Source organism: Synechococcus sp. W60.3, assembly GCF_047502615.1.
In the GTDB taxonomy this organism is placed as follows: domain Bacteria; phylum Cyanobacteriota; class Cyanobacteriia; order Thermostichales; family Thermostichaceae; genus Thermostichus.
Genome location: NZ_JANSHJ010000020.1, coordinates 22,435 through 45,185, shown reverse-complemented (window position 1 = coordinate 45,185; position 22,751 = coordinate 22,435). Strand labels below are relative to the sequence as shown.

Below are 22,751 nucleotides of genomic sequence, written 5' to 3'. Positions count from 1 at the left end.
GTAGGTTCTTCTCTATCCTTCCACAGTCCGGAACAGGGGATCCTGTTCAGCCGGGCTGATAGGTGGAGGCCACGTGCAGTTCTTTGAGCTGCTTGGCCTCGACGCCGGAAGGGGCACCGGTGAGCAAACACCTGGCCTGCTGGGTTTTGGGAAAGGCGATGACATCGCGAATGGAATCTTCCCCCGCCAAGAGCATCACCAGCCGGTCTAGGCCATAGGCGATGCCGCCGTGGGGCGGGGTGCCGTACTCGAAGGCTTCCAGCAAAAAGCCAAACTTGTCCCGCGCCTGCTCAGGGGTAAGGCCAATGGTCTGGAAAACCTGCTCCTGGATCTCGCGCTGGTAGATGCGCAGGGATCCCCCGCCCACTTCCACGCCGTTCCAGACCAGGTCGTAGGCCTGGGCCCGCGCCGTTTTCAGGTCGGCCAAGTCGTCGGGGTGGGGGGCGGTAAAGGGGTGGTGCAGGGCTTCCAGGCGGTTTTCCTCGGCATTGAATTCAAACAGGGGAAAATCGGTGATCCAGAGGAGATTCAAGGCGTTCTCCGGGATCAAGCCCAGCTCCTGGCCCAGGTGCAGCCGCAGGCGGCCCAGCGACTCGTTGACCACGGCAGCCGGCCCTGCTCCAAACAGCAGCAGATCCCCCGGCTTGGCGTTGGTAAGCTGCAGCAACTGCTGTTCCTGCTCGGGGCTGAGGCTTTCTTTGAGGGCGCCGATGGTGTCGAGGCTGCCGGGCCGCACCCGGATGAAGGCCAGGCCACCCGCCCCGTACTGGGTGACCAGCTTGAACAGATCCCCGCCCGGCTTGATGCGGGTGTTGGAGATCTTTTCGTCGCCGCCCGGCACCGGCAGAACTTTGATCACACCGCCCTCTTGCAAGGCCTTGGCGAAGACCTTAAAGCCGGATCCCTGAAACAGCGGCGAAACATCCACCAATTCCAGCCCAAAGCGGGTGTCGGGCTTGTCGGAGCCGTAGCGGGCCATGGCCTCGGCATAGGTCAGCCGCGGGAAAGGGCGGGGCAGGTCGATGCCTTTGACGGTTTTGAAGATATGGCAGAGGAGCCGCTCGTTGAGTTCCAGGATCGCCTCCTGATCCATAAAGCTCATCTCCATGTCCAGCTGGGTAAACTCCGGCTGGCGATCCGCCCGCAGATCCTCATCCCGAAAGCAGCGGGCAATTTGGTAGTAGCGATCCACGCCGGCCACCATCAGCAACTGCTTAAAAAGCTGGGGCGACTGCGGCAGGGCAAACCACTCCCCGGGGTTGACGCGGCTCGGCACCAGGTAATCTCTGGCACCTTCGGGGGTAGAGCGGGTGAGGATGGGGGTCTCCACCTCGATAAAGCCTTCTTCGTCCTCCAGGAAGCGGCGGATGGCCTTGATGACCTGGTGACGCAGCTGCAGGTTGCGGGACAGGCGCTCTCGCCTCAAGTCCAAGTAGCGGTAGCGCAGGCGGATCTCCTCCCGCACCTCTTCCCCTTCCTCCCCCGAGACGCTGAAGGGAAGCTGCTTGCCCACCCGGCTGAGAATTTCCAACTCTTCCGCGTAGACCTCCACCTCGCCGGTGGCCAGGCGGGGATTAAAGGAGTCACTAGGTCTTTGGTGAACCGTTCCCGTTACCCGCACCACATATTCGCTGCGCACCTGCCCCGCCAGCTCGTAGGAGAGGGGGGTTTTCTGGGGATCGGCCACCAATTGCACGATGCCGGAGCGATCCCGCAGATCCAAGAAGATCACACCGCCGTGGTCGCGGCGGCGGTCGATCCAGCCGTAGAGGGTGACGGTCTGGCCGATGTGGGCCGGGCGCACTTGGCCACAGTAGAGGGAACGAGGCGGGCGACGGATGGCAGCAGGCATGGACGCGGTGAGATAACGAGGGTCTGAGCCCCTATCATACAAAACTCAGCCCCACCGTCTCGATGCTGCCCCTCAAGGACAGTCAGGGGATCCGCCCAAGGCCGCCACGATGGTGCAGGTGTTGAGGCGCATCATGGCGACGTAGGTTTCGGCGCCGCTGCCTGCTTCCCCCAAAGAGTCCGAGTACAGTTCCTGTTCGGCTACCTGCACCCCGGCTTCGGCGGCCACCGTCTGGATGAGAGCGGGGTTAAGGGTGGTCTCGGCAAAGACCGCCGGCACCCCCAGGGCGCGGATCTCCTCCACCAACTGGGCCACCGTCTGGGCGCTGGGCTGTTCCTCGGTGCTGATCCCCAGGAGGGATCCCCCCATCTTCAGGCCGTAGGCTTGGGTGTAGTAGGCAAAGGCATCGTGGGTGGTCACCAGAACCCGGTTGGCGGGGGGAATGGTCTGAATCTGTTCCCCGATCCAGGTGTGGAGCTCCTCCAGCTCCGCCCGATAGGCGGCGGCATTGGCCTGGAAAAAAGCGGCTTCGTTGGGGACTTGCTCCGTCAGCTCCTGGGCAATGTGCTCCACCATGAGGATGACGTTTTCCACATTGCCCCACACGTGGGGATCCGGCGTCGGGATCCCGTCTTCATCGGCGACGATGGGCTCAAGGATCTCGGCTAGAGCAACCCGCCGCGCTCCTTGGGCCGTGGCCTCGATAAGACGAATTAACCCCGGCTCCAGGTTGTAGCCGTTGTAAAACACCAGATCCGCTTGCTCCAGGGCCGCGGCATCGGCCGGCGTCGGCTCATAGACGTGGGGATCCACGCCCGGCTGCAGCAGGCTGCTGAGCTGGATGCGATCCTGCCCCACCTGCCCTACCCAATCGGCAATCAAGGTGGTGGTAACCACGACGCGGGGACGCGCCACAGCCAAGCCAGCCAGGGACAGCCAACCCCCGATCACCAGGCCAAATCCCACCGCCAAGCGGCGCCCAGCAAAAAACAAAGCTTTCATTTTCATAATCGTTTCATGATTCATGTACCCCCCTAGGTTACACTGGTCTTGATGAAAATGAAAGGAAAATGAAAAAACCAGCGGTTTCTCTCCCGCTTCGTCCGGCCTCCCTGGTGGTGCGGGATCTGACGGTGCGCTACGGCAAGTTGCTGGCGTTGGAGAGGATCGGCGCCGAGATCCGGCCGGGGCGCATCACGGGCATCCTGGGGCCCAACGGGGCCGGCAAGAGTACATTGCTCAAGGCGCTGTTGGGGTTGGTGCCCAAAGAGGGGGGCGAGGTGCGCTACGGCGGCCAGGTGCTGCGGGGGGAGCAAGTGGCCTATGTGCCGCAGCGGTCGGCCATCGACTGGAGCTTTCCGGCCACGGTGTGGGATGTGGTGCTGATGGGACAGGTAAGAGCTGCCGGCTGGTTGCGCCGCATCGGGCCAGAAGGTCGGGAGCGGGCCGCGCAAGCCCTGGAGCGGGTGGGGATGGGAGCCTATCGGGATCGGCCCATTGGTCGGCTATCAGGGGGACAGCAGCAGCGGGTGTTTTTGGCGCGGGCTCTAGCGCAGGAAGCGGAGATCTACGCCCTGGACGAGCCGCTGGCCGGGATCGACCAGCCCAGCGAGGCCATTGTGTTTCAGGTGTTGCGGGAGCTGGCCGACGCCGGCCATATCGTGATGGTGGTGCACCACGACCTGGGGCAGGCGCTGGCCTACTTTGACGAGGTGCTGCTCCTCAACCGCGTGCTGATTGCCCAGGGATCCCCGCAGCAGGTGTTGCAGCCGCAGGTGTTGCAGCGGGCCTATGGCCGTATCCTGCCCTTGGACTCGGCTGCCTAGGGGGTGAGAGGTGGTATGGAAGGGCTCTGGCACACCCTGGCGGATCCCTTGCGCTTTGCCTTCATGCAGCGGGCCCTGTTGGTGGCCGTGGCCATCGGCATGCTCTGCGCCGTGGTGGGCAGCTATCTGCTGGTGCAAAGCTTGGCCCTGCTGGGAGATGCCCTCAGCCATTCGCTGCTGCCGGGCCTGGCCATTGCCTACATGCTGGGCCTAAACCTTTTTGTCGGCGCCTTCGTGGCGGGGTTGCTGAGCGCTCTGCTCATCCAGTGGATCCGCTCCGCCACTCCCCTCAAGCCCGATGCGGCCATGGGGATCGTCTTTTCTGCTTTCTTTGCTTTGGGGATCCTGTTGATCACCCTGATCCAACGGCGGGCCCGCATCGATCTCAACCACTTCCTCTTCGGCAACCTGCTGGGGGTAAGTGCTGCCGACGTGTTGACGGTGGTGGGCATCACCGCTCTGGTGCTGGGATTGGTGGCCCTCTTTTTTAAAGAGCTGACTTTTTACAGTTTCGATCCCCTGGGAGCCAAGGCAGCCGGCCTGCCCACCGAGGGACTGGGCTGGGGGCTGATGGCGCTCACCTCCCTAACTTTGGTGGCCAGCATGAAGGCGGTGGGGGTGCTGCTGGTGCTGGCCATGCTCATCACGCCGGCAGCAACAGCCTACCTGTTGGTGCCTCGCCTGCAGCAGGTGATGCTGCTGGGATCCCTGTTTGGCGTCAGCGCTAGCTTGCTGGGGATGTACGCCAGCTACTACCTCAACGTCGCTTCTGGCCCGGCTATTGTCCTGGTGGCCTCCACCTGGTTTGGCTTGGCCTTTCTGGCCAAAGTCATCTTCGGCCAAAGCTAAAGGCCGGGGAGAGGGATCCCCGGCCCAGAGCCTATCGGATTAGAAGCGGGAAGAACGGCTATCCCGCCTGCCGCCGCCTGCGCCGGCCTGACGCGGCATGGCCTTGTTAACCCTCAGATCCCGGCCCATCCAGGTGGCGCCATCCAACTCATCGATGGCTTTTTGCTCGTCGGCCTCGTTTTCCAGTTCCACAAAAGCAAAGCCGCGCTTGCGGCCCGTCTCCCGATCCACCGGCAGCTTGATTTGCTTGACGGTGCCGTACTCGGAAAACACAAGCCGTAGGTCTTCTTCACTGGCCTTGAAGGACAGATTGCCCACAAAAATGGTCATAACGTAGCGAACTCCGAACCTTAACCTTTAGCGCTCAGTTCGGAAGCTCACCTGGTTAGACCATTGGCTCAATCCGAACCTGATGCCATCCACATCTTAGTCTCCCCGACGGCATTTGCAAACTACCTGTCCAAGATCTTTTAGCGGCGCTTGTCCTGTCCCAGGGGTTGGCGTTTGGGAATGCCGGGAGGACGGGGATAGCAAGCTGGTGTAGGGGCGACTTTCTCCAACAGCAGGCAATGCCGCATCCCGTGGCTGTGGGGGGTAGTGAAGGCTTCGACATGGATCAGCTTCCCCCCCAAAAGAGAAAGGGCCCGCTTCAGGGTTTGGGCTTCTGCCTCGGTCCAATGGCCGCGGTAGAGAATGGCGCGTCCCCCCACCTTGAGCAGGGGCAGGCAATACTCGGCGCAGATCTCCGCCGCTGCCACGGCTCTGGCCAAGGCCAGATCGTAGCTGCCGCGTTCCTGCGGGTCTTGCCCCCAGATCTCTGCCCGTTGGGCCACCGCCCGCGCCTGGGCGAGGGAAAGCTGCTGCAAAACTTCTTGCACAAAGGCGATCTTGCGTTGGCTGCTGTCTAGGAGGGTGAAGTGGGCCTGGGGCAGGGCGATCTGGGCCGGGATCCCTGGAAACCCTGCCCCGGTGCCGATGTCGATCCCGCGCCAGGGCTGAGCTTGGATTTCATCCCAGGATCCCAGCAGGCGCAGGCCCCGCAGCGAGTCCCACAGGTGTTTCTCCCAAAAATCGATGGGATCGGTGATACGGGTGAGGTTTTGGGTGCGGTTTCCGGCCATCACCAGGGAATAGAGCTGTTGCAGTTGCTGCTGCTGCGGCTCAGAAGGCTGCCAGCCCAGATCCACCAGCCAGCTTGACCACAGGGCCTCCAGTTCTGGGGGCTCAGAAGCAGGCGGGTCAGCCTTCTTCATCCCAGGGATCGCAGCCATGGCAATCCCAGTTTTAAGCCGGCGGGGATGGCTTTGTCGGCCCAGCCCTTGAGCTCTTCGGCCAAGCCCTGCAAAGAGCGATCGGCCCCCAGCAGCTCCTGGTTCAGGCAAACCAACTCCTGCAAATCCAGCTCCTGACAGTGGATCCCCTCTTCCACCAGCAGGTTAATCGGCTGTGGCTGGGCCTGGAAGGATTGACGGGAGGCCAACTCCAGCTCCACATCCAGAAGCACCTGCTCCAGTCGCTCCACCTGCTCTTGCATCTGCGCCAGCAGGGCTGCCAACTGTTGGCAGTAGTGGTGAACCCGCTGGGCATAGACCTTGAGCGGCAAGGTCAGCGGCAACAGCGATTCAGAGAGCACCTGGATCAGGTGCTGGGCTTCCAGCTCTTCCAGTTGTAGGTCTTGCCAAATGGCCTGATAGAGGCGCAGCGAATGGCGGCAGCTTTCCAGGCGCCGGTAGCAGGGCTGTAACACCGAGGCTCGCAGCTCCTGCAGATAATCCCTCCACAGCTGCCCCACCTCCACGATCCAGTGGGAGCGAAGAAAACTCCACCCCTGAGCCAACAGCCAACTCATCACCAGGCCCGCCAATAACTGGTTTTTTTGTCGTAACAGGAAAGGCGAAAGCTGCTCTCCCCAGATGGCCAGACCCAGCCAGAGCAGGGCGGCCAAAGCCAAGTGGGGCAAGCTGATCATCTCGGCCAAAAGCTGGGCAGAGCAGCGCTGGCGCAGCATCCAGACCATCCCAGCGCCCAAGCTGTAGAGTCCTCCCCCCAACAGCGGGATCACCACCAGCCATAGGGGTTGCCCTCTCCCCAAGTGCAGCAACGACCCACCCTCGCTCAGCGCATCCCAACTGAGCAAGTACAAGGCCAACAAAGCCAAAACCACACCCCACCCTTGCTGCCGCTTGAGACGGCGAGCCAGCAGACGACGGCGACGACGAAGATACGTTTGAAAGGACTCAGCAACAACGGACATAAAACGATGGCACTGCGGATCTTTGCCAGTATCTCCACCGGTCTGGATGGCTTCTTTTTTCGATCATAAGTCTTGCCTTTACCTGGTCATCTGGGTTCCCCGTTGCGATGGTTGCTGGGAATCATTGCCTAGCCAGTGAGCGGTTTTTTAGCGAAAACTCTCTTCCCACCCGATAGGGACTCTCCAGGACAGGCAACTGCAAGCAAGCGCCTCCATCCCTGTTACGATGGAAGAGCCCTTAATGTTTCTTATCCACAGCCGAGTTAGTCGCTAGGCCCGGCTTTCTCATTCTGCACTTGCGAGGTTTTGTGAACTCTTCTACCTCTCCCCTCCCTCCCGGCCTTTTTCCTTCCTCCCTCAAGGTGCAGCGCCAGATGATTGTTATTCTCGATTTTGGATCCCAGTACTCTGAGCTCATTGCCCGGCGTATTCGCGAAACCCACGTCTATTCGGAAATCCTTTCCTACCGCACCACTGCCGAGCAACTGCGGCAACTGCGGCCCCAGGGCATCATCCTCTCCGGCGGCCCCAACTCGGTCTATGAGCCGGGCGCTCCCGCTTGTGACCTGGAGATCTGGAACTTGGGGATCCCCATCCTGGGCGTGTGCTACGGTATGCAGCTTATGGTGCAGCAGTTGGGGGGCAAGGTGGAGCCGGCCCAGAAGGGGGAATACGGCCGTGCCGCCCTGCACATTTTGGATCCCACCGATCTGCTCACCAACCTGCCAGAAAGCAGCATCATGTGGATGAGCCACGGAGACTCGGTGACCGAGTTGCCCCCGGGCTTTCATTCGCTGGCTTACACTGACAACACCCCCTTTGCCGCCATTGCCGATCCGGCGCGCCGTCTCTACGGGGTGCAATTTCACCCAGAGGTGGCCCACTCGGAGGCCGGTGCCTTTCTCATTCGCAATTTTGTCTATCACATCTGCGGCTGCGAGCCCACCTGGACAACGGAAGCTTTTCTGGAGGAGGCCATTCGGGAAGTCCGTGCCCGCGTGGGCGACAAGAGGGTGCTGTTGGCCCTTTCGGGGGGGGTGGACAGCTCTACTTTGGCTTTTCTGCTACACAAGGCCATTGGGGATCAGCTCACCTGCGTGTTCATCGACCAGGGGTTCATGCGCAAAGATGAGCCGCAGCGGCTGCTGCGCCTTTTCCAAGAGCAATTTCACATCCCTGTCCACTACGTGGACGGACAAGAGCGCTTTCTCCGCCAGTTGCAGGGGGTCACCGATCCCGAGGAGAAGCGCAAACGCATCGGGGCAGAGTTTATTCGCGTGTTTGAGGAGGAGTCGCAGCGGCTGGGCCCCTTCGAGTACCTGGCCCAGGGCACCCTTTACCCCGATGTGATCGAGTCGGCCAACACCAATGTGGATCCGGTTACCGGAGAGCGCATTGCCGTCAAGATCAAAAGCCACCACAACGTCGGCGGCTTGCCGGAGAATCTGCGCTTTAAGCTGGTAGAACCTCTGCGCAAGCTCTTCAAAGATGAGGTACGGCAACTGGCCCGTTCGTTGGGCTTGCCGGAAGAAATTGTTGGCCGCCATCCTTTCCCGGGGCCGGGCCTGGCCATCCGCATTGTGGGCGAGGTCACCAAAGAGCGGCTGGAGATCCTGCGCGAGGCCGACATGATTGTCCGCCAGGAGATCAACCGCTCCGGCTACTATCCCAAGCTGTGGCAAGCCTTTGCCGTGTTGCTGCCGGAAGTGCGCTCGGTGGGGGTGATGGGGGATAAGCGCACCTATGCCTGCCCGGTGGTGGTGCGACTGGTCACCAGCGAAGACGGCATGACGGCGGACTGGGCTAGGGTGCCCTACGACCTCTTGGCCACCATCTCCAACCGCATCGTCAACGAGGTGCCGGGCGTCAACCGCGTAGTCTACGACATCACCTCAAAGCCCCCCGGCACCATCGAGTGGGAGTGATGCTGGTCGGGCGGGATCCCTTGCCTCTGGCCTCAAGGCCGGACTGGAGCGATTACCTATGGCCTGCTTCCGGCAGGGAATAGGAAGGGCTTGAGCTGAAAGGCTGAGCGGCTTGCACTTCCATACGGGCCAGGGTTGTGGCCGCGTCGGCCAGTTGTAGGGCTAGGTTGGCACGGCTAATCGGATCCCGGGCATTCCAGAGATCTTGTCCCAGACAAAACACTCGATAGCGAAAAGCTTTGATGGAGTGCGATGGGATCACTTTGACGGTCATGGTTACAACCTTTTTTCCACAGCAATCTGAGCGTTCAGCAGAACCCGCTCCGGCTCGAGGTAAACAAATGTTACCAAAACAACCTCGTCCTCAGAGGCAATACTGACCGGGCAGGTGGCTTTCGGGGGCTCCACCCGTTCATGCCGTACCCCCACAGTGTATTCTCCAATCGGCAGGTCATCAAAGCCGGCGTCGGCGTAGATTAACTCGATGGTTTCTTCGGCAATCAGTTGCCCCTCCCGCTCCAGAAAGGCGACAAAAGGGATCCCGTCGATGGAAGTGAGGGCGTTGTTGGCCTGGTTGCGGATCATCACAAAGATGTCGGACATAGCTGGGATGCCCTCTCTCAAGGCTCCCCTCGCGAGGCTGCCGGAACAGGGCCCGACGATTCTAAGCCGCCACCCAGTTCTTAGCCCTGGACGGGCGCCGGGACAAGACAGGCTTCCAACTTTTGCCGCAGCTTGGCCGTATCGAGGTGCTGGCCGATGAGCACCAACTGGTTTTTGGGCTGGCGAGGCCAGGCGTCGCTGCTGAGGGTGTAGCGCCGACCGCTGAGGTGGAAGATATGTCGCTCTGGGCTTTCCTCAAACCACAGGATCCCTTTGGCCCGAAAGACTGCATCGGGCAACTCGTTGAGAAAGTTCTGGAAAGCGTCTAGAGAGAAGGGGCGATCGCTCTCAAAGGCCAGGGAGTTAAAACCATCGACCTCGATGTGGCTGCGGTGCGAGTGGCCGTGATCATGGCCGTGTTCGTGGTCATGCTCATGGTCATGCTCATGGTCATGCTCAGCGTCGGGAGCCTCCTCCTGGGGCAGAGAGCTGGACTGAAACAGGTCTGTATCCAGGATCAGCTCTAGGGGCACTGCGCTGTTGACCGTGCGCAAAATGCGGGCATCTTCCTTGATCTCGCGAATGCGTTTTTCCAGGCGCTCGATCTCCGCCGGCTCAACCAGGTCGGTTTTGTTGAGGAGAATGACATCCCCATAGGCAATTTGGCTGTAGGCCACGTCACTGTTGAACAGATCAGGAGCGAAGTTGCTGGCATCCACCAGGGTGATGATCGAATCCAGCCGTGTCAGATCCCGCAGTTCTGGCCCCAAAAAGGTGAGGGCAACCGGCAAGGGATCCGCCAGTCCTGTGGTCTCCACCACCAGGTAGTCGATTTTGTCGGAGCGCTCCATCAGGCGCAGCACACTCTCGACAATGTCGTCGCGGATGGTGCAGCAGATGCAGCCGTTGTTGAGCTCTACGAGGTCTTCTTCGCTGGAGACAATCAGCTCGCCGTCGATGCCAATCTCCCCAAATTCGTTGACCAGCACCGCTGTGCGCATCCCTTTCTGGTTGCGGAGGATGTGGTTGAGCAGAGTGGTTTTCCCGCTCCCCAGAAAGCCAGTGATGATGGTGACAGGCAAGCCTCGCTTGGGCACTTCAATGGTGGTGGTCATGGAGGAACCGCAATCTGCTAAAGAGGACCCTTCCACTTTATCCTCATTGTTAATGACGCTCTTTGAAGACTCGCTGCCCCAGCGGAGATGTTGAGGCAGCCATCTAGACGCTGTGGTTCCGACCTGAAGAGGGATCCCCGCTGCTTTCGGGGCGTTTGAGGTCGGCCAAATCGTTGAGGCGACGCAGGATCCCCCACCCCTGCAGAGCTTCCAGCAGGGCTTCCCGGACGACAGCCACGGTTTCTTGGTCAAGGGCGAGGCGGAGGTAGTCCACCGCTAGCCGCGTCTGCTCGGCATCCAGGTATGGCATCAAGCTCTGCAGCCGACGCACGCCCAGCAGCCGTCGGTAGGAGTCGGGGGAAGCGATGTCGCTGAGATCTCGCTCCAGTTGGGAACGCTGCCGCTCTTGGCGGCGGCTAAGCCACTCCCAAAACAGCAGCGCCAACAAGGCAAAGGTGGCTAGCCCCTGCAAAATGGCGCCCGTGGCCAGCCAGCGCTGGCTGGATTCTGCCCAGATGGAAACCACGATGTAGGTGCCCAGAGCGGCGCCTGCCCCCCCGACAACAGCAAGCAGCAGGGAGCGATCGGCTTGGCGAAACCAGGCTTGCAACTCCTGCCAGCGGCGGCTGAACTCAGGGCTGCGCGCAGCATACAGCCCCAGCATTGCCCCACTGCCCACAGCTAGAGAAAGAGCTAGCCGCCAGTGCCAAAAAGCCAGCCCCGCCAAGGCCAAGCCCGACAGGGCCAAAACCCGCCATTGCGGCCCCGAGAGTAGCCACAGGGCCACCTGGGATCCCCTCTCCACTGCTCCTTTCTGAACTCGCTGCAGATATTCCCGCCAGGATCCCTGTCCGGAAGAGGGGCGACCCGATCCATCCTTCACCGCTGGCAACTCCCCCAACTTCGTCCCATCTGATCCCTGTCAAGACAGGCCAACGCTCTCTCACTCAATAATTATGCTCTGCCGGCGGAGCTGAGATAGGCTTTCCACCCCTGAGTTTGCAACTGGGCGTTTTTCTCTTGCACCGCTTGCTTGAGGCTTTCCCGGTAGGCCAGCACCCGTTGTTGCAGGGCGGGATCGCCGCTGGCCAAGATCTGCACGGCCAAGAGTCCAGCGTTGTAGCCATTGCCGATGGCTACAGTAGCCACCGGGATCCCCTTGGGCATTTGCACGATCGAATATAGGGAGTCCAGCCCCTGCAGAGATTGGCTGAACACCGGCACCCCGATGACCGGCAGAGGGGTAAGGGAGGCTACCATCCCCGGCAGATGGGCCGCCCCGCCGGCGCCGGCGATAATGACGCGGATCCCTTGGATATGGGCGCGGCGGGCAAAGTCCACCATCGCCTCCGGGGTGCGGTGGGCGCTGAGGATCTGCAGTTGGTAGGGGATCCCAAACTCCTCACACACCTGGGCAGCGGGTGCCAGGGTGGGCAGATCGGAATCGCTGCCCATTAGGATGGCGACGAGAGGGGAGACTTCCATGAGCGGCTGGCCCGTCGTAGCCGATCCATGATCGCATAACCTAGGCCAGTGACAACTGGTGGCGGTTCAGCCAACAGCAAGGTGGCCGCTCCCTCATCCAGGCGGCGCAGGCTGGCAAAGAAGGCGTGGGCCGCCGAGTTGGGATCCGGGCCCAGACATTCTAGGGTAAAGGTGACCTCAGGACAGTGGCGGGAGAGGCTTTCTGCCAGCGCTTCTGGTTTGGCGGCGAAACTGAGAATGCCTAGGTGCGAGTGGCCAGTGGCCAAGCGCCGCAACTGTTGCCAATCCTCAGGCTGAAGCTGGGCAAAGGCAGTGGGCAAAAGCCAGATGGGCTTACCGGGAGCGTAGTGGCTGCTCAGTTGGCCGGGAGCCTCTGGACTCTCCTTGCCGTCTGGGGCAGGGGGAGAGCTTAGGGGCAAATTGAGGTGGGATTCCAAAACTTCCCGCGGGATCCCGCCAGGGCGCAACAGGGTGGGCGTGCCGTCGGGGCTGAGCTTGAGCACTGTCGATTCCAGGCCCACGCTGCACTCTCCCCCGTCCAAAATGTAAGGGATCCGCCCCGCCAACTCGGCATAGACGGCCTGGGCCGAGGTAGGGCTGAGGCGGCCAAAGCGGTTGGCGCTGGGGGCAGCCAAAGGCACCTGAACTGCCCGCAGCAAAGCCTGGGCCACGGGGTGGGCGGGCATCCGCAGCGCCACCGTGGGCAAGCCACTGGTGACGAGATCCGGCACCCGGGATCCCTTGGGCAGCACCAGCGTCAGCGGCCCCGGCCAAAAGGTGTCGACAAGGGATCCCAGGCGAGCGCGAGCGGCGGGAGTAAAAGCCTCCAGATCCACCAGCCAGCCCTGCAGTGTCTCTAGATCCAGCCCAGCCGGCAGATGCAGGATCAGGGGATTGAAACGGGGGCGCTCCTTGGCGGCAAAGATCTCTGCCACCGCCTGTTCGTTGAGGCCGTGGCCCGCCAGGCCGTACACCGTCTCTGTAGGTATGGCCACCAACTGGCCCCGCCGCAGCGCTTCAGCCGCCAAGGCAATGTGCTCAGGGGTGGGGGGGAGGATCTGCGTTTGCATGAGGGGTGGGGGAGCAGTCCCGAATCCATTGTCGGGCCTGGTAGAGGGCAATGTTAATCTGATCCCCAAACAGCAGCGCCAAGGAAGTGAGCCAAACCCACAGCAATAAGACAATAACTGCCCCCACGGCTCCGTAGACTTGGTTGAGCTGGCCGAAGTGCTCCACATAAACCCGCAGCCCCCACGACACCCCAACCCAAAGCAGGCTGGCCACAATCGCTCCTGGCCAAATCGGCATTTGGGGCCGGCGCAAGCTGGGGCCGAATCGGTACAGCACCCAACAGGAGACGACGATCATCCCCAACGAGATAGGCCAGGTGAGCGCTTCCCACAACTTCAGCGCCAGCTCCCGCCAGGGATCCAACTGATCCGGCCCGGCAACCCCCTCCGCTAGGGATTTCGCTTGGGCGGACAAGAAGCGGAAAAAGCTGGCACTGAACAAGAAGATCAAGCTGGCCAAACCGGTTAACCCCAGGGTAGCTAGCATCCAAACCATCGAGATCAGCTTGCGTCTCCAAAAGGGGCGGCGCATCTCCTGGGGGATCTCGTGGCTGAGATCCAAAGCCGTCATCACTGCTCCCAAGGCCCCAGAGGCAGCCCACAGGGTTCCTAAGAAGCTGAGGGAGAGCAAGCCTCGGTTTTCCCCAAAGCGGAGCTCTCGCGCATACCGTTCCAGAAGCACCAGGGCTTCTTGGGGGGCAATCTGCCCCAATTGCTCCATCAGGCGCTGAAAAGCTTGCTCAGAGGAGCCGACAAACAGCCCAATCCCGGTCAAGAGGGTGAGGATAAAGGGAAATAGGGCCAACATCGAGCTGTAGGCCATCTCGGAGGCTAGGCCAAACAGCCGGTAGCGCATCGCGTTTTCCCAGGCCAGCCGTAGTGTACGCCAGGCCAGCTCCCCTTGGCGACTCCACTCTCCCCATGCCCAGCGGATCCCTTGCAACTGCCGGAAGCTCGGCAGCGTCCCCAGCCGCTTCCCTAGCTTCATGGGCCCCTACCCCCTTGAGCCTAGCTCCCAGGATAATTCAAGGCCCTGCGCCTCTTGGCACAGAGAAGGGGTTTTGCCGGTCTCAGGTTCAGGGCTGGCTTCCTTCTTCAACATGGGTGTGCAACACCTTGCCGCGCAGGGTCCTGCCCAGCCAGGGAGTGGCCAGGGATCGCGAGCAAAGGGTGGCTGCCGAGACCGTCCAGGTATGGCCCGGATCGAACAGCACCCAGTCACTTCCGGGAGCTAGGCTGGGCGGCTCCAACCCCAGGCAGCGGGCCGGGTAGAGGCTGAGGGCCGACCAGAGCTGGAGCGCCGTCAGGGATCCCGTCTCTACCAGGTTCTGCCACAGCAGGGGCAGCGCCAGCTCCAGGCCTATGGCCCCAGGAGGGGCTTCGGCAAAGGGCAGGGTTTTCTCCTCGTAGGTGTAGGGGGCGTGGTCGGTGGCAATACCCAGGCTGCCGCTGCGGATGCCGGCGATGAGGGCCTCGCGGTCGCTGCTGCGGGGGAGAGGAGGCAAGAGGCGCAGGTGGGGATCGTAGCCGTGCTCCAAGACGGCTTCCTCCGCCAAGAGCAGGTGCATCCAGGTGGTGCTGGCGCTAACCGGCAGCCCCTCTGCTTGGGCCTGCTGGACAAGCTCCAGGCTGCGGGCTTGGCTGAGGCGCATCACATGCACCGGCGCCGGCGAAGGAACGCTGCGCACTACTTCCAGGAGACGGGCCAAGGCCGCGGTTTCGGCACTGGTTGGGATCCCCTTCAGCCCCAAGCGCAGCGCCCACACCCCCTCGTAGAGGCTGCCCGAGCCAGCCAGGCTGGGATCCCAGGCCCACACCAGCAGCGGCTTATTCCAAGGCCGCAAATACTCCAGCGCCCGCCGCAGTAGGGCCAACGACCGCAGCGGCTCTGATCCTTCAGTCCGGGCCACAAAGCCAATGGCGCCGGCGCGGGCCAGCTCTCCCCAGAGGCTGGGAGCTTCTTCCCGGTCACCCAAGCTCAAAGCAGCCCAGGGCAGCCAGCGGGAATCCCCCGCTCGGCGGCGGTAGCGGCCCACCTGCTCCGGCTCGTCCAGCACCGGGAAAGTTGCCGTTCCGGGCAGGGGGGCAGGGAGAAGACCCACTTGGGTAAACCCCCCTGCCAGAGCTGCTGCCCCCAGAGAGGCGAGGGTTTCGCGGCAGGGGGAGAGCTCTTGATCAGCGATCTCGCCACTGTGGGCGTACAGATCGATCAAGCCCGGCCCCAGCACCCAGCCAGCAGCCTCCAGGCGGGGGATGTCGGCAGGGATCCCCGCCGGCTCGGTGGCCCGGAGGCGGCCCTGCTGCAGCCACACGTCGGTCACCTCATCCCGCTGTTGCCAGGGATCCAACAGGCGCACCCCACGGAGGCAGAGATTGAGCAGGCTCAGGTCGGCAGGGAGGGTGGATCCCATCTTCCACCTCCCTAAAGCGCACCCGCTGTGGTGCAGTCGAAAATCTGGCCGGACAGGTGAGTGGTGAGGTTCAACACCTTGAGAACAGGGGTGCCGTCCTTTCCTTCCGGGTAGTCGATAACGGTAATGCCGCCATTGCCCTGCTTGAAGATCCAAAAGGCGTGGGGGGAAAGGCCGAACAACTGGCAGATGATCGCCTTGTTGATGGCGTCGTGGGCCACCACCACGGCCGTGCCTTCGGGAAATTGGGCGGCGGTGATGGCCAAAATCTCTTCCCAGGCCGAGCGCGTGCGATCCCACACTTGGTACAGATTTTCCCCGTTGGGCATTTGCACCGCGGCCGGATCCCGCTGCCAGCGCTCCAGCTCGCCGGGGTATTCGGCTTCCACCTCGCTCTGGAGCTTGCCCTCCCAGTCGCCGTGGCAGATCTCCTGCAGCTCCGGCATCGGGCGTAGGATCAGGTTGGGGTGGTTGCTGCAGATGGCGTCCGCCGTAGCCCAGGGGCGCTTCAGCGGGCTGGAAAAAGCCAGGTTCAGCGGCTGGTCGGCCAGAAACTCCGCCACCCTAGCTGCCTGCTCCTCGCCAGTGGCGTTGAGAGGAATATCGCGCTGCCCCTGAAAGCGCTGCTCCCGGTTCCATTGCGTCTCGCCGTGCCGCACCAGCAGGATACGCATCCCCTGCTTGCGTTTGGGCAGAGGCTGGCCCAGATGGGCAGTGATATTCAAAGATTCCAGTTGCGGCAGCGCCCCCAGGCCCTGGGGAAAGTTGAGAACGCTGATGGCGCAGTTATCTTGCCCAAGACGGTGGTAGTGAACCGGCCCCAAGCCAATGGCGGTGCTGACCAGGGCGCGGTTAATGCCGCTGTGTCCGACAACGAGAACGGTGAGGGGATGCCTTGGATCGGTTCTCCGATCAGAGGAGGCGGGGGGCACTGACTTCACTTGCTCGGCCAGCAGTTGCCAAAACTCCTGCGCCTGCTGCCAGAGATCCCGCACCGGAAAGCGCCCCTCCAGCTCCAGCTCGTCGGGACGGTGCCGCCATAGGTGGTAATCTTCTGGGTATTTCTCCTTCACCTCGGCAAAGGTCAAGCCCTCCCAAGCTGTCAGGTCGATCTCCCGCAGGTACTCGCTGATAAACAAAGGGATCCCCGCTCGCTCCTTGAGAATGATACGGGCGGTGTCGAGGGCACGGGAGAGAGGGCTGCAGTAGGCATAATCCAAGGGGATCCCGGCCAGAACCTCAGCTACCCGCTGTGCCTGCGCTTCTCCACCGGGGGTGAGGCGAGAGAGATCGGAGCGGCCTTGGATGCGATTTTCGACGTTGAAGGTGCTCTCACCGTGGCGCACGAGCAGGATGCGCAGGGCAGGCTGAGCCATTGTTTGCACGGACTTACTCAAGAACACCTTCTAGAGTATCGCCTAGAGTATCGCTGTTGGGCTGGGCTTGCCCTGCCAGTGGGGTTCTTTCTAGGGGTTGGGTCCCGGATTCTGGCCTCAACAGATCGGGCAGTCAAGTTTTCAATTGGGATGAGCCGCCCAAGCCACTGAGAAAACTCTGCCAGCTCTTCAGGAGCGGGAAGACGCGAACAAAGAGCAAGCCAGCTAGCCCCCCTATATCCCCCCTTGCGGCTGGGGCAGGAACCCTCTGGCTTGGCATAGGCTAGTTCAGGCGGCCACTGCGGCTTTTCCAGTCCAGCTTCTGATCCAGAAGAAACTCCAGATAAGGGAGATAGGCTTCATAGCTGTGCTCCCCAGAGCCGATTAAGTGAGTGGCATTGAGGTTCTCAATTCTGGGGTGGAACTCTTTGATCGGCTTGATCCCACAGGGGCTGCGGTTGAGGGAAGGTACTTTGAAGACGTAGGCCAGAACCAAATCGTCTTCATTGTAGATATTGACTAACTTTCCAGTGATATTTTCTACGTGTAAACTCCAGTTCTTATCGGCTTGTCTTCTAACGGCACCGCTGAGCAAGATAACATCTTTAAGACGTCGATCGGCAGTCTGTGGCCAACCGCGCATGATGTAGTAGGCTAACCTCGCTCCCAAAGAAAACCCCATCAAGGTAATTTGCTTTTCTGGCAGAGCAGAGAGCAGGGGGTAGGCGTAGTCCAGTCCCACTTGCTTGGCCTTGGCTTTGTGAGCTTCCCAATGGGCAAGTAGTCCTACCCCTAGCTTCAGGGCAGATAAAGTCAAGTTTACAGGACTGGAAGCGTCCCGCCAGAGGTAGTACAGGGATCCCCGCCATCCGGCACGTCGGAGCGTTTCCCACAACAGTCTTTTTTTCCAAGGTTGGGTTTCACCTTCGCTGAGAAAACCGTTGATGAAAACCAGGGCTTCGTCCCAGCCCCGGGAGGGCTCAATAGGGATCAGATAAGGCTCATGGTGGACAACTTCTTCAACAAGAGTTTCTGTAACCTTCTGGCCAACTTGGAAAGTGGCTTTGCCGGTTTCAGCAAGAATTTCTGCGGCTTTTTGGGTGGTCTCGATACCCGTACCAATGACAGTTTGCGCAACGGCCCCGCTAACCTGGCCGACAAACTTGCCTGTATCGAAGACTACGTCTACAACTTTTTCGCCAATCTGGGCAGGAGCTTTGAAGACCGCCTCAAAAATGTCTTGCATGGTCAATGACACCCCCTGAGAGCTGAGACCAGTATTACCCGCGCCGCATGGCGGTAACCCCCGTGGGATCCAGCACTTTGCCGCGCTCTACCTCGGCATGGATGAGGTAGCGATCGCCACACTCCATCCAACTTTTGACACGGCACTCCAGGTAAGCCAGGGCATCCAAAAGGATCGGGCAGCCATTTTCGGCAGTGGCCGTGGCCAGGCCGGCAAAGCGGTCTTCGCCAGGGCGTTGAGGCCGTTGAAAGTGTCGCTGCAGGCTGCTGCTTTTGCCCTCCCGCAGGATGTTGAGCACAAAGGCCGCTTGCGGATGGGTGAGCAGTTCTGCCTCGCTTTCCCTGCTCACGGAGAGGGTGAGGCCGGGGGGATTGAAGCTGGCCTGGGCCACTGACCAGGTGAGAAAGCCGCGCGGGATCCCATCCTGCAAGGCGGTCACCACACAGAGGGATCCCACCACTCGGCTGAGGGCCTGCGCCAGCCGATCCGCCTGAGTTTCAACACCGCCTTGGCGGGGGGCACGAGCTCGCTTGGCCTTGCGCAGGGCTTGGGCAAATTGGGATCCCGCCTCTTGGCAAGCTTCCAAGATCTCGGCGGTGGGCTTAAACTTGGCGCGGATCGTCTCAAACCCCAAGGTAAAGCCGGCATTGAGCAACTTGCTCTCGATGAGATCCACGGCCTCGCCGCTCCAGCCATAGGAGCCGAAGACCCCGGCCAGCTTGCTGGTGGGAACGGAAGAGAGAATCAGGCCCAGGGCTGTTTGGATCTGGACCGGGGGATGGCCGGCCAGGGTTGGCGAGCCGATGATGAACCCCTGGCAGCGCTCCAAGGCCTGGGCGATCTCTTCAGGGGTGGCCCACTCGCAGTTAATCCGCTCCACCGTAACTCCCGCCCGCTCCAAGCCTTGGGCAATGGCTACCGCCATCAAGCCGGTGTTGCCGTAGGCGGAGGTGTACAGGAGGGCCACCCGCTGCTCCAAGGGATCCTCTTCGCACCAGAGCTGGTAGTCCAAGCGCAGCCGCCGCAGGCTGTGGCGCACGAGGGGCCCGTGGGCAGGAGCGTAGATCTGGGCGGGGAATTCCTCCAGCTTGGCCAGGGCTGCCTTGACCTGGGGCGCTTGGTTGCGGTGGAGACAGTCGAAGTAGTAGCGGCGATCCTCGCTCAGTTGCCGCCAATGTTCATCGAATACCTGCTCGTCGCAGACATGGGCGCCAAAGAGCTTGTCGGTAAAGAGGATCCCGGTGGCCGGATCGTAGGTGCAGAGGGCATCGGGGTGGCGGGGCGTGGGCACCGTGCGCAAGTGCAGCTCATGGCCCTCTCCCAGATCCAGGCGATCCCCATCTCGGATGACCCGCAGGCGAAAGGACTGATTGCTGCCGTAGGGAATGCCAAAATCGGCGGCCTCCTCTTCGTCGCGGCCAGGAGGGGGGGACTCCCTGCCTTCAAAAGCTGCCCGCAGGGTAAGGGATCCTGGCTTAGAGCAGAGCACCACTGCGTAGGGGGCCAGCGGCAGAAGCGCCTTGAGGGTGGCGATGCGGTTGAAGTTGACGTGGCTGAGCAGGATAAAGTCCAGCCGCTGCAGGTATTGGTGCTGGGCCAGCTCCTCCAGAAAGATGTCCGTAAACGACTCCCCCGGCGGATCGATGAGCAGGGTTTGGCGGGCCTGGATGAGGTAGCTGTTGGCCGTGGTGCCCCGCTGCCGGGCATATTCCAGCTCAAACTTGAGGCGATCCCAGGTGCGGGAGCGCAAAACCAGAGTGGACGGGCCAATGACGGCCACTTGAACATCGCGAGTGGGAGTTTTGCTCGCCATAGCAGTCTCCAGGGGGCCTCTGTCCCCACCTTGCCACGAAACTAGGGAAATGGGGACCCCTTTTCCTCTATGGAAAGCTTCGAGAGCTAACGTAGAATTTGTCCATTCCCTGGGAGTGTTTGCGATGGCCCAAGCTTCTGGATCCGCCGGTGCTTCTGCTACGGCCTGGCATAGCCTCCCTCTTCCTGCTGTTATCCAGAAGTTGCAGACCGATCCCGATGCTGGCCTGACTACCCAGCAGGTGATCCAGAGGCAGCGGGAATACGGCCCCAACGAGCTAATCTCCTCTCCTGGACGCAGCGCCTGGCAGCTTTTCCTCGACCAATTCCGCAACGTCATGCTGCTGATGCTGATCGCCGTGGCGGCGATCTCAGCGACTCTGGACTTGCAGGAAGGCGAGTTCCCCAAAGATGCTCTGGCCATTCTGTTGATCGTCGGCCTCAACGGTCTGCTGGGCTACTTACAAGAAAGCCGGGCGGAAAAAGCGCTGGCGGCCCTAAAAAAGCTGGCCTCCCCCAGCGTGCGGGTGCAGCGGGACGGCCTGTGGCAGGAGATCCCCGCCAACCAATTGGTGCCAGGGGATCGCGTGCTCCTGGAAGCCGGGGTGCAGATCCCGGCCGATGGGCGCTTGGCGGAAGCGGTCAACCTGCAGGTGCGGGAGGCGGCCCTGACAGGGGAGGCGGTACCGGTTAGCAAGCAGGCTGACTGTGTCCTCCCCGAAGACACGGAGCTGGGGGAACGGCGCAACATGGCCTTCATGGGCACCGAGGTGTTGCAGGGGCGCGGGATCCTCTTGGTTACCGCCACCGGTATGAACACGGAGCTGGGCAAGGTGGCCGCCCTGCTGCAAACGGTGGAAAACGAGCCCACCCCCCTGCAGCGGCGCATGAGCCAGCTGGGCAACGTGCTGGTGTCGGGATCCCTGGCCTTGGTGGCGCTGGTGGTGATCGTGGGGCTGCTGCAGGCCGGCAGCATGGCGCCTTTCACCTCGCTGCTGGAAATCTCTCTCAGTATGGCCGTAGCCGTGGTGCCGGAGGGGCTGCCGGCCGTGATCACCGTCACCCTGGCCATCGGCACCCAACGCATGGTGCGCCGCAACGCCCTCATCCGCCGCCTGCCGGCTGTAGAGACCCTGGGATCCGTCACCACCATCTGCTCCGACAAAACCGGCACCCTCACCGAGAACAAGATGGTGGTTACCGACATCCTCACGCCGGAGCGCTACTACCAGGTTAGCGGCAGCGGCTACATCCCCAAGGGATCCTTCTACTGCCGCGGCCAGCCCATTGATCCCCAGAGCGCCCCGGATTTGCAGGCCCTTCTCAGGGCGGTGGTCTTCTGCAACGATGCCCTGTTGCAGGCCAGTCTTCCAGCCCAACGGGGCGCTGCCCCCACCTGGTCGATCCTAGGGGATCCCACCGAGGCCGCCCTGCTGGTGGCTGCTGCCAAGGCCAACCTGCAGAAAGCTTCCCTTCAAGAGCAGCACCCGCGCGCGCAGGAGATCCCCTTTAGCTCGGAACGCAAGCGCATGAGCGTGGTGGTGCAGGAGGAGGGCAGCTACCGCGTCTACGTCAAGGGATCCCCGGAGCTGGTGCTGGAGCAGTGCGCCCAGATCCAAAAAGGCGGAACCTGGCAGGAGCTGTCAGAAGCCGAGCGCCAAGCCATTCTGGCTGCCAACAACCGCCTGGCGGCCCAGGGCATCCGGGTTTTGGGGGTGGCCACCCAGCAGTTGCAGCGGATCCCGGAGAACCTGGAGGAGATCGAGCGCAACCTGGTGTGGCTGGGGCTGGTGGGCATGTACGATCCGCCGCGGCCCGAAGCGCGGGAAGCAGTAGCCCGCTGCCGCCAGGCCGGCATCCGCACCCTGATGATTACCGGCGATCACCAATTGACCGCTGTGGCCATTGCCCGCGAGCTGGGCATTCTCGACTCGGAGGGCCAAGCCATTGACGGGCGCACCCTCTCTCGGCTCAGCTTTGAGGAGCTGCTGCAGACGGTGCAAAGGGTCAACGTCTATGCCCGTGTTGCCCCCGAACACAAGCTGCGCATCGTCCAAGCTCTGCAAAAACAAAACCAGTTTGTAGCCATGACCGGGGATGGGGTCAACGACGCCCCTGCCCTGCGCCAAGCGGATATTGGCATCGCCATGGGCATCACGGGCACCGATGTGAGCAAAGAGGCCAGCGATATGGTGCTGCTGGACGACAACTTCGCCACCATCGTGGCAGCCATTGAAGAAGGGCGGGTGGTCTACAGCAACATCCGCCGTTTCGTGAAATACATCCTGGGCAGCAACATCGGCGAGGTGTTGACGGTGGCTGCTGCCCCTATCTTGGGCCTAGAGGACGTGCCACTGACGCCCCTGCAGATCCTGTGGATGAACCTGGTAACCGACGGCCTGCCCGCCCTGGCCTTGGCGATGGAGCCAGCAGAACCAGGGGTGATGCAGCGCCCCCCCTTCAACCCCAAAGAGAGCATCTTTGCCCAAGGGCTCGGTGCCTACATGGTGCGCATCGGTGTGGTCTTTGCCATCTCCACGATCCTGATGATGGCCATCGTGGAAGCCTATATCCCCCACTGGCGCACGATGGTCTTCACCACCCTGTGCATTGCCCAGATGGGCCATGCCCTGGCAGCCCGCTCCAACGACAAGCTGACCCTCGAGATGAACCCCTTTTCCAACCCCTACCTGCTGGGGGCCGTGTTGGCCACTTTGCTGTTGCAGTTGGCCCTGCTCTATGTGCCCTTCCTGCGCAACTTTTTCGGGACAGAAGAGTTGACCCTTCCAGAACTGCTCATTTGCCTGGGCTTTAGCACGGTGGTGATGGTCTGGGTGGATCTGGAAAAACTCTACCGCCGCTGGCGCCAGGGATCCCGCTGAATCTTCACAATTATTTTTCACAATAAAGCATCTTCACAATAAAGA

Annotated in this window: 20 protein-coding genes; 4 read left to right on the top strand and 16 right to left on the bottom strand. The window is 61.6% G+C overall.

Features of this window, described 5'->3' with window-relative positions:
* Nucleotides 1-46 precede the first annotated feature (46 nt).
* Together aspS and NW846_RS08405 are read right to left on the bottom strand one after the other, a co-directional pair.
* On the bottom strand, nt 47-1,852 hold the full coding sequence (aspS, locus tag NW846_RS08410; protein WP_011430513.1) for an aspartate--tRNA ligase: 1,806 nt from the start codon (nt 1,850-1,852) through the stop codon (nt 47-49).
* 72 nt (nt 1,853-1,924) lie between these two features.
* Nucleotides 1,925-2,878 (bottom strand): metal ABC transporter solute-binding protein, Zn/Mn family, encoded by a 954-nt coding sequence (locus NW846_RS08405; RefSeq protein WP_414346844.1) that lies wholly within the window; start codon nt 2,876-2,878, stop codon nt 1,925-1,927.
* 44 nt (nt 2,879-2,922) lie between these two features.
* On the opposite strand from NW846_RS08405, the gene NW846_RS08400 reads away from it, so the two are divergent.
* The gene (locus NW846_RS08400) at nt 2,923-3,678 is read left to right on the top strand and encodes a metal ABC transporter ATP-binding protein (protein ID WP_011430511.1); all 756 of its coding nucleotides are present in this window, start codon (nt 2,923-2,925) and stop codon (nt 3,676-3,678) included.
* A 15-nt stretch (nt 3,679-3,693) separates the two neighbouring features.
* Nucleotides 3,694-4,527, top strand: coding sequence for a metal ABC transporter permease (locus NW846_RS08395; protein ID WP_011430510.1), 834 nt, complete (start codon nt 3,694-3,696; stop codon nt 4,525-4,527).
* 39 nt (nt 4,528-4,566) lie between these two features.
* Here NW846_RS08395 and NW846_RS08390 read toward each other — a convergent pair whose 3' ends face one another.
* The 3 genes from NW846_RS08390 to NW846_RS08380 form a co-directional block, all read right to left on the bottom strand.
* Entirely contained in the window at nt 4,567-4,857 is a 291-nt protein-coding gene (locus NW846_RS08390) for an RNA recognition motif domain-containing protein (RefSeq protein WP_011430509.1), read from the bottom strand.
* Nucleotides 4,858-4,997: 140 nt separating this feature from the next.
* Nucleotides 4,998-5,780, bottom strand: a complete 783-nt coding sequence (gene rsmG, locus NW846_RS08385; protein ID WP_011430507.1) for a 16S rRNA (guanine(527)-N(7))-methyltransferase RsmG — start codon at nt 5,778-5,780, stop codon at nt 4,998-5,000.
* Nucleotides 5,777-6,781 (bottom strand): hypothetical protein, encoded by a 1,005-nt coding sequence (locus NW846_RS08380; RefSeq protein ID WP_011430506.1) that lies wholly within the window; start codon nt 6,779-6,781, stop codon nt 5,777-5,779. The genes rsmG and NW846_RS08380 overlap by 4 nt, the downstream gene beginning before the upstream one ends.
* Nucleotides 6,782-7,155: 374 nt before the next feature.
* Here NW846_RS08380 and guaA point away from each other — a divergent pair, with 374 nt between their 5' ends.
* Nucleotides 7,156-8,706, top strand: coding sequence for a glutamine-hydrolyzing GMP synthase (guaA, locus tag NW846_RS08375; RefSeq protein WP_099813400.1), 1,551 nt, complete (start codon nt 7,156-7,158; stop codon nt 8,704-8,706).
* Between the two features lie 52 nt (nt 8,707-8,758).
* Here guaA and NW846_RS08370 read toward each other — a convergent pair whose 3' ends face one another.
* From NW846_RS08370 to NW846_RS08320, 11 genes are all read right to left on the bottom strand, one after another.
* A complete protein-coding gene (locus NW846_RS08370; protein ID WP_011430503.1) occupies nt 8,759-8,980 on the bottom strand; it encodes a hypothetical protein in 222 nt (73 codons plus the stop codon).
* Nucleotides 8,981-8,982: 2 nt separating this feature from the next.
* On the bottom strand, nt 8,983-9,309 hold the full coding sequence (locus NW846_RS08365; RefSeq protein WP_414515742.1) for a hypothetical protein: 327 nt from the start codon (nt 9,307-9,309) through the stop codon (nt 8,983-8,985).
* A gap of 80 nt (nt 9,310-9,389) precedes the next feature.
* Complete coding sequence (locus NW846_RS08360; protein ID WP_099813166.1) at nt 9,390-10,424, bottom strand: CobW family GTP-binding protein; 1,035 nt, start codon at nt 10,422-10,424, stop codon at nt 9,390-9,392.
* A 103-nt stretch (nt 10,425-10,527) separates the two neighbouring features.
* On the bottom strand, nt 10,528-11,307 hold the full coding sequence (locus tag NW846_RS08355; RefSeq protein WP_071813555.1) for a hypothetical protein: 780 nt from the start codon (nt 11,305-11,307) through the stop codon (nt 10,528-10,530).
* A gap of 71 nt (nt 11,308-11,378) precedes the next feature.
* A complete protein-coding gene (gene purE, locus NW846_RS08350; RefSeq protein WP_011430499.1) occupies nt 11,379-11,909 on the bottom strand; it encodes a 5-(carboxyamino)imidazole ribonucleotide mutase in 531 nt (176 codons plus the stop codon).
* A complete protein-coding gene (locus tag NW846_RS08345) occupies nt 11,879-12,979 on the bottom strand; it encodes an L-threonylcarbamoyladenylate synthase (RefSeq protein WP_011430498.1) in 1,101 nt (366 codons plus the stop codon). Before NW846_RS08345 ends, purE begins: the two co-directional genes overlap by 31 nt.
* Nucleotides 12,948-13,967, bottom strand: coding sequence for a YihY/virulence factor BrkB family protein (locus NW846_RS08340; protein WP_049749756.1), 1,020 nt, complete (start codon nt 13,965-13,967; stop codon nt 12,948-12,950). The genes NW846_RS08345 and NW846_RS08340 overlap by 32 nt, the downstream gene beginning before the upstream one ends.
* An 88-nt stretch (nt 13,968-14,055) precedes the next feature.
* Complete coding sequence (locus tag NW846_RS08335) at nt 14,056-15,390, bottom strand: dihydroorotase (RefSeq protein ID WP_414346845.1); 1,335 nt, start codon at nt 15,388-15,390, stop codon at nt 14,056-14,058.
* A gap of 11 nt (nt 15,391-15,401) precedes the next feature.
* A complete protein-coding gene (locus NW846_RS08330; protein WP_011430495.1) occupies nt 15,402-16,766 on the bottom strand; it encodes a histidine phosphatase family protein in 1,365 nt (454 codons plus the stop codon).
* Nucleotides 16,767-17,049: 283 nt separating this feature from the next.
* On the bottom strand, nt 17,050-18,012 hold the full coding sequence (locus NW846_RS08325) for a DUF726 domain-containing protein (RefSeq protein WP_414346846.1): 963 nt from the start codon (nt 18,010-18,012) through the stop codon (nt 17,050-17,052).
* A 34-nt stretch (nt 18,013-18,046) separates the two neighbouring features.
* Complete coding sequence (locus NW846_RS08320) at nt 18,047-19,825, bottom strand: diflavin flavoprotein (RefSeq protein ID WP_011430493.1); 1,779 nt, start codon at nt 19,823-19,825, stop codon at nt 18,047-18,049.
* 124 nt (nt 19,826-19,949) lie between these two features.
* Here NW846_RS08320 and NW846_RS08315 point away from each other — a divergent pair, with 124 nt between their 5' ends.
* Complete coding sequence (locus tag NW846_RS08315; protein WP_414346847.1) at nt 19,950-22,706, top strand: cation-translocating P-type ATPase; 2,757 nt, start codon at nt 19,950-19,952, stop codon at nt 22,704-22,706.
* The last annotated feature ends 45 nt before the right edge of the window (nt 22,707-22,751 follow it).

Excerpts from the sequence above, each read along its gene's own strand:
- aspS (WP_011430513.1), bottom strand. The coding sequence starts at position 1,852 with ATGCCTGCTGCCATCCGTCGCCCGCCTCGTTCCCTCTACTGTGGCCAA.
- NW846_RS08405 (WP_414346844.1), bottom strand. The coding sequence starts at position 2,878 with ATGAATCATGAAACGATTATGAAAATGAAAGCTTTGTTTTTTGCTGGG.
- NW846_RS08400 (WP_011430511.1), top strand. The coding sequence starts at position 2,923 with ATGAAAAAACCAGCGGTTTCTCTCCCGCTTCGTCCGGCCTCCCTGGTG.
- NW846_RS08395 (WP_011430510.1), top strand. The coding sequence starts at position 3,694 with ATGGAAGGGCTCTGGCACACCCTGGCGGATCCCTTGCGCTTTGCCTTC.
- NW846_RS08390 (WP_011430509.1), bottom strand. The coding sequence starts at position 4,857 with ATGACCATTTTTGTGGGCAATCTGTCCTTCAAGGCCAGTGAAGAAGAC.
- rsmG (WP_011430507.1), bottom strand. The coding sequence starts at position 5,780 with ATGAAGAAGGCTGACCCGCCTGCTTCTGAGCCCCCAGAACTGGAGGCC.
- NW846_RS08380 (WP_011430506.1), bottom strand. The coding sequence starts at position 6,781 with ATGTCCGTTGTTGCTGAGTCCTTTCAAACGTATCTTCGTCGTCGCCGT.
- guaA (WP_099813400.1), top strand. The coding sequence starts at position 7,156 with ATGATTGTTATTCTCGATTTTGGATCCCAGTACTCTGAGCTCATTGCC.
- NW846_RS08370 (WP_011430503.1), bottom strand. The coding sequence starts at position 8,980 with ATGACCGTCAAAGTGATCCCATCGCACTCCATCAAAGCTTTTCGCTAT.
- NW846_RS08365 (WP_414515742.1), bottom strand. The coding sequence starts at position 9,309 with ATGTCCGACATCTTTGTGATGATCCGCAACCAGGCCAACAACGCCCTC.
- NW846_RS08360 (WP_099813166.1), bottom strand. The coding sequence starts at position 10,424 with ATGACCACCACCATTGAAGTGCCCAAGCGAGGCTTGCCTGTCACCATC.
- purE (WP_011430499.1), bottom strand. The coding sequence starts at position 11,909 with ATGGAAGTCTCCCCTCTCGTCGCCATCCTAATGGGCAGCGATTCCGAT.
- NW846_RS08345 (WP_011430498.1), bottom strand. The coding sequence starts at position 12,979 with ATGCAAACGCAGATCCTCCCCCCCACCCCTGAGCACATTGCCTTGGCG.
- NW846_RS08340 (WP_049749756.1), bottom strand. The coding sequence starts at position 13,967 with ATGAAGCTAGGGAAGCGGCTGGGGACGCTGCCGAGCTTCCGGCAGTTG.
- NW846_RS08335 (WP_414346845.1), bottom strand. The coding sequence starts at position 15,390 with ATGGGATCCACCCTCCCTGCCGACCTGAGCCTGCTCAATCTCTGCCTC.
- NW846_RS08330 (WP_011430495.1), bottom strand. The coding sequence starts at position 16,766 with ATGGCTCAGCCTGCCCTGCGCATCCTGCTCGTGCGCCACGGTGAGAGC.
- NW846_RS08325 (WP_414346846.1), bottom strand. The coding sequence starts at position 18,012 with ATGCAAGACATTTTTGAGGCGGTCTTCAAAGCTCCTGCCCAGATTGGC.
- NW846_RS08320 (WP_011430493.1), bottom strand. The coding sequence starts at position 19,825 with ATGGCGAGCAAAACTCCCACTCGCGATGTTCAAGTGGCCGTCATTGGC.
- NW846_RS08315 (WP_414346847.1), top strand. The coding sequence starts at position 19,950 with ATGGCCCAAGCTTCTGGATCCGCCGGTGCTTCTGCTACGGCCTGGCAT.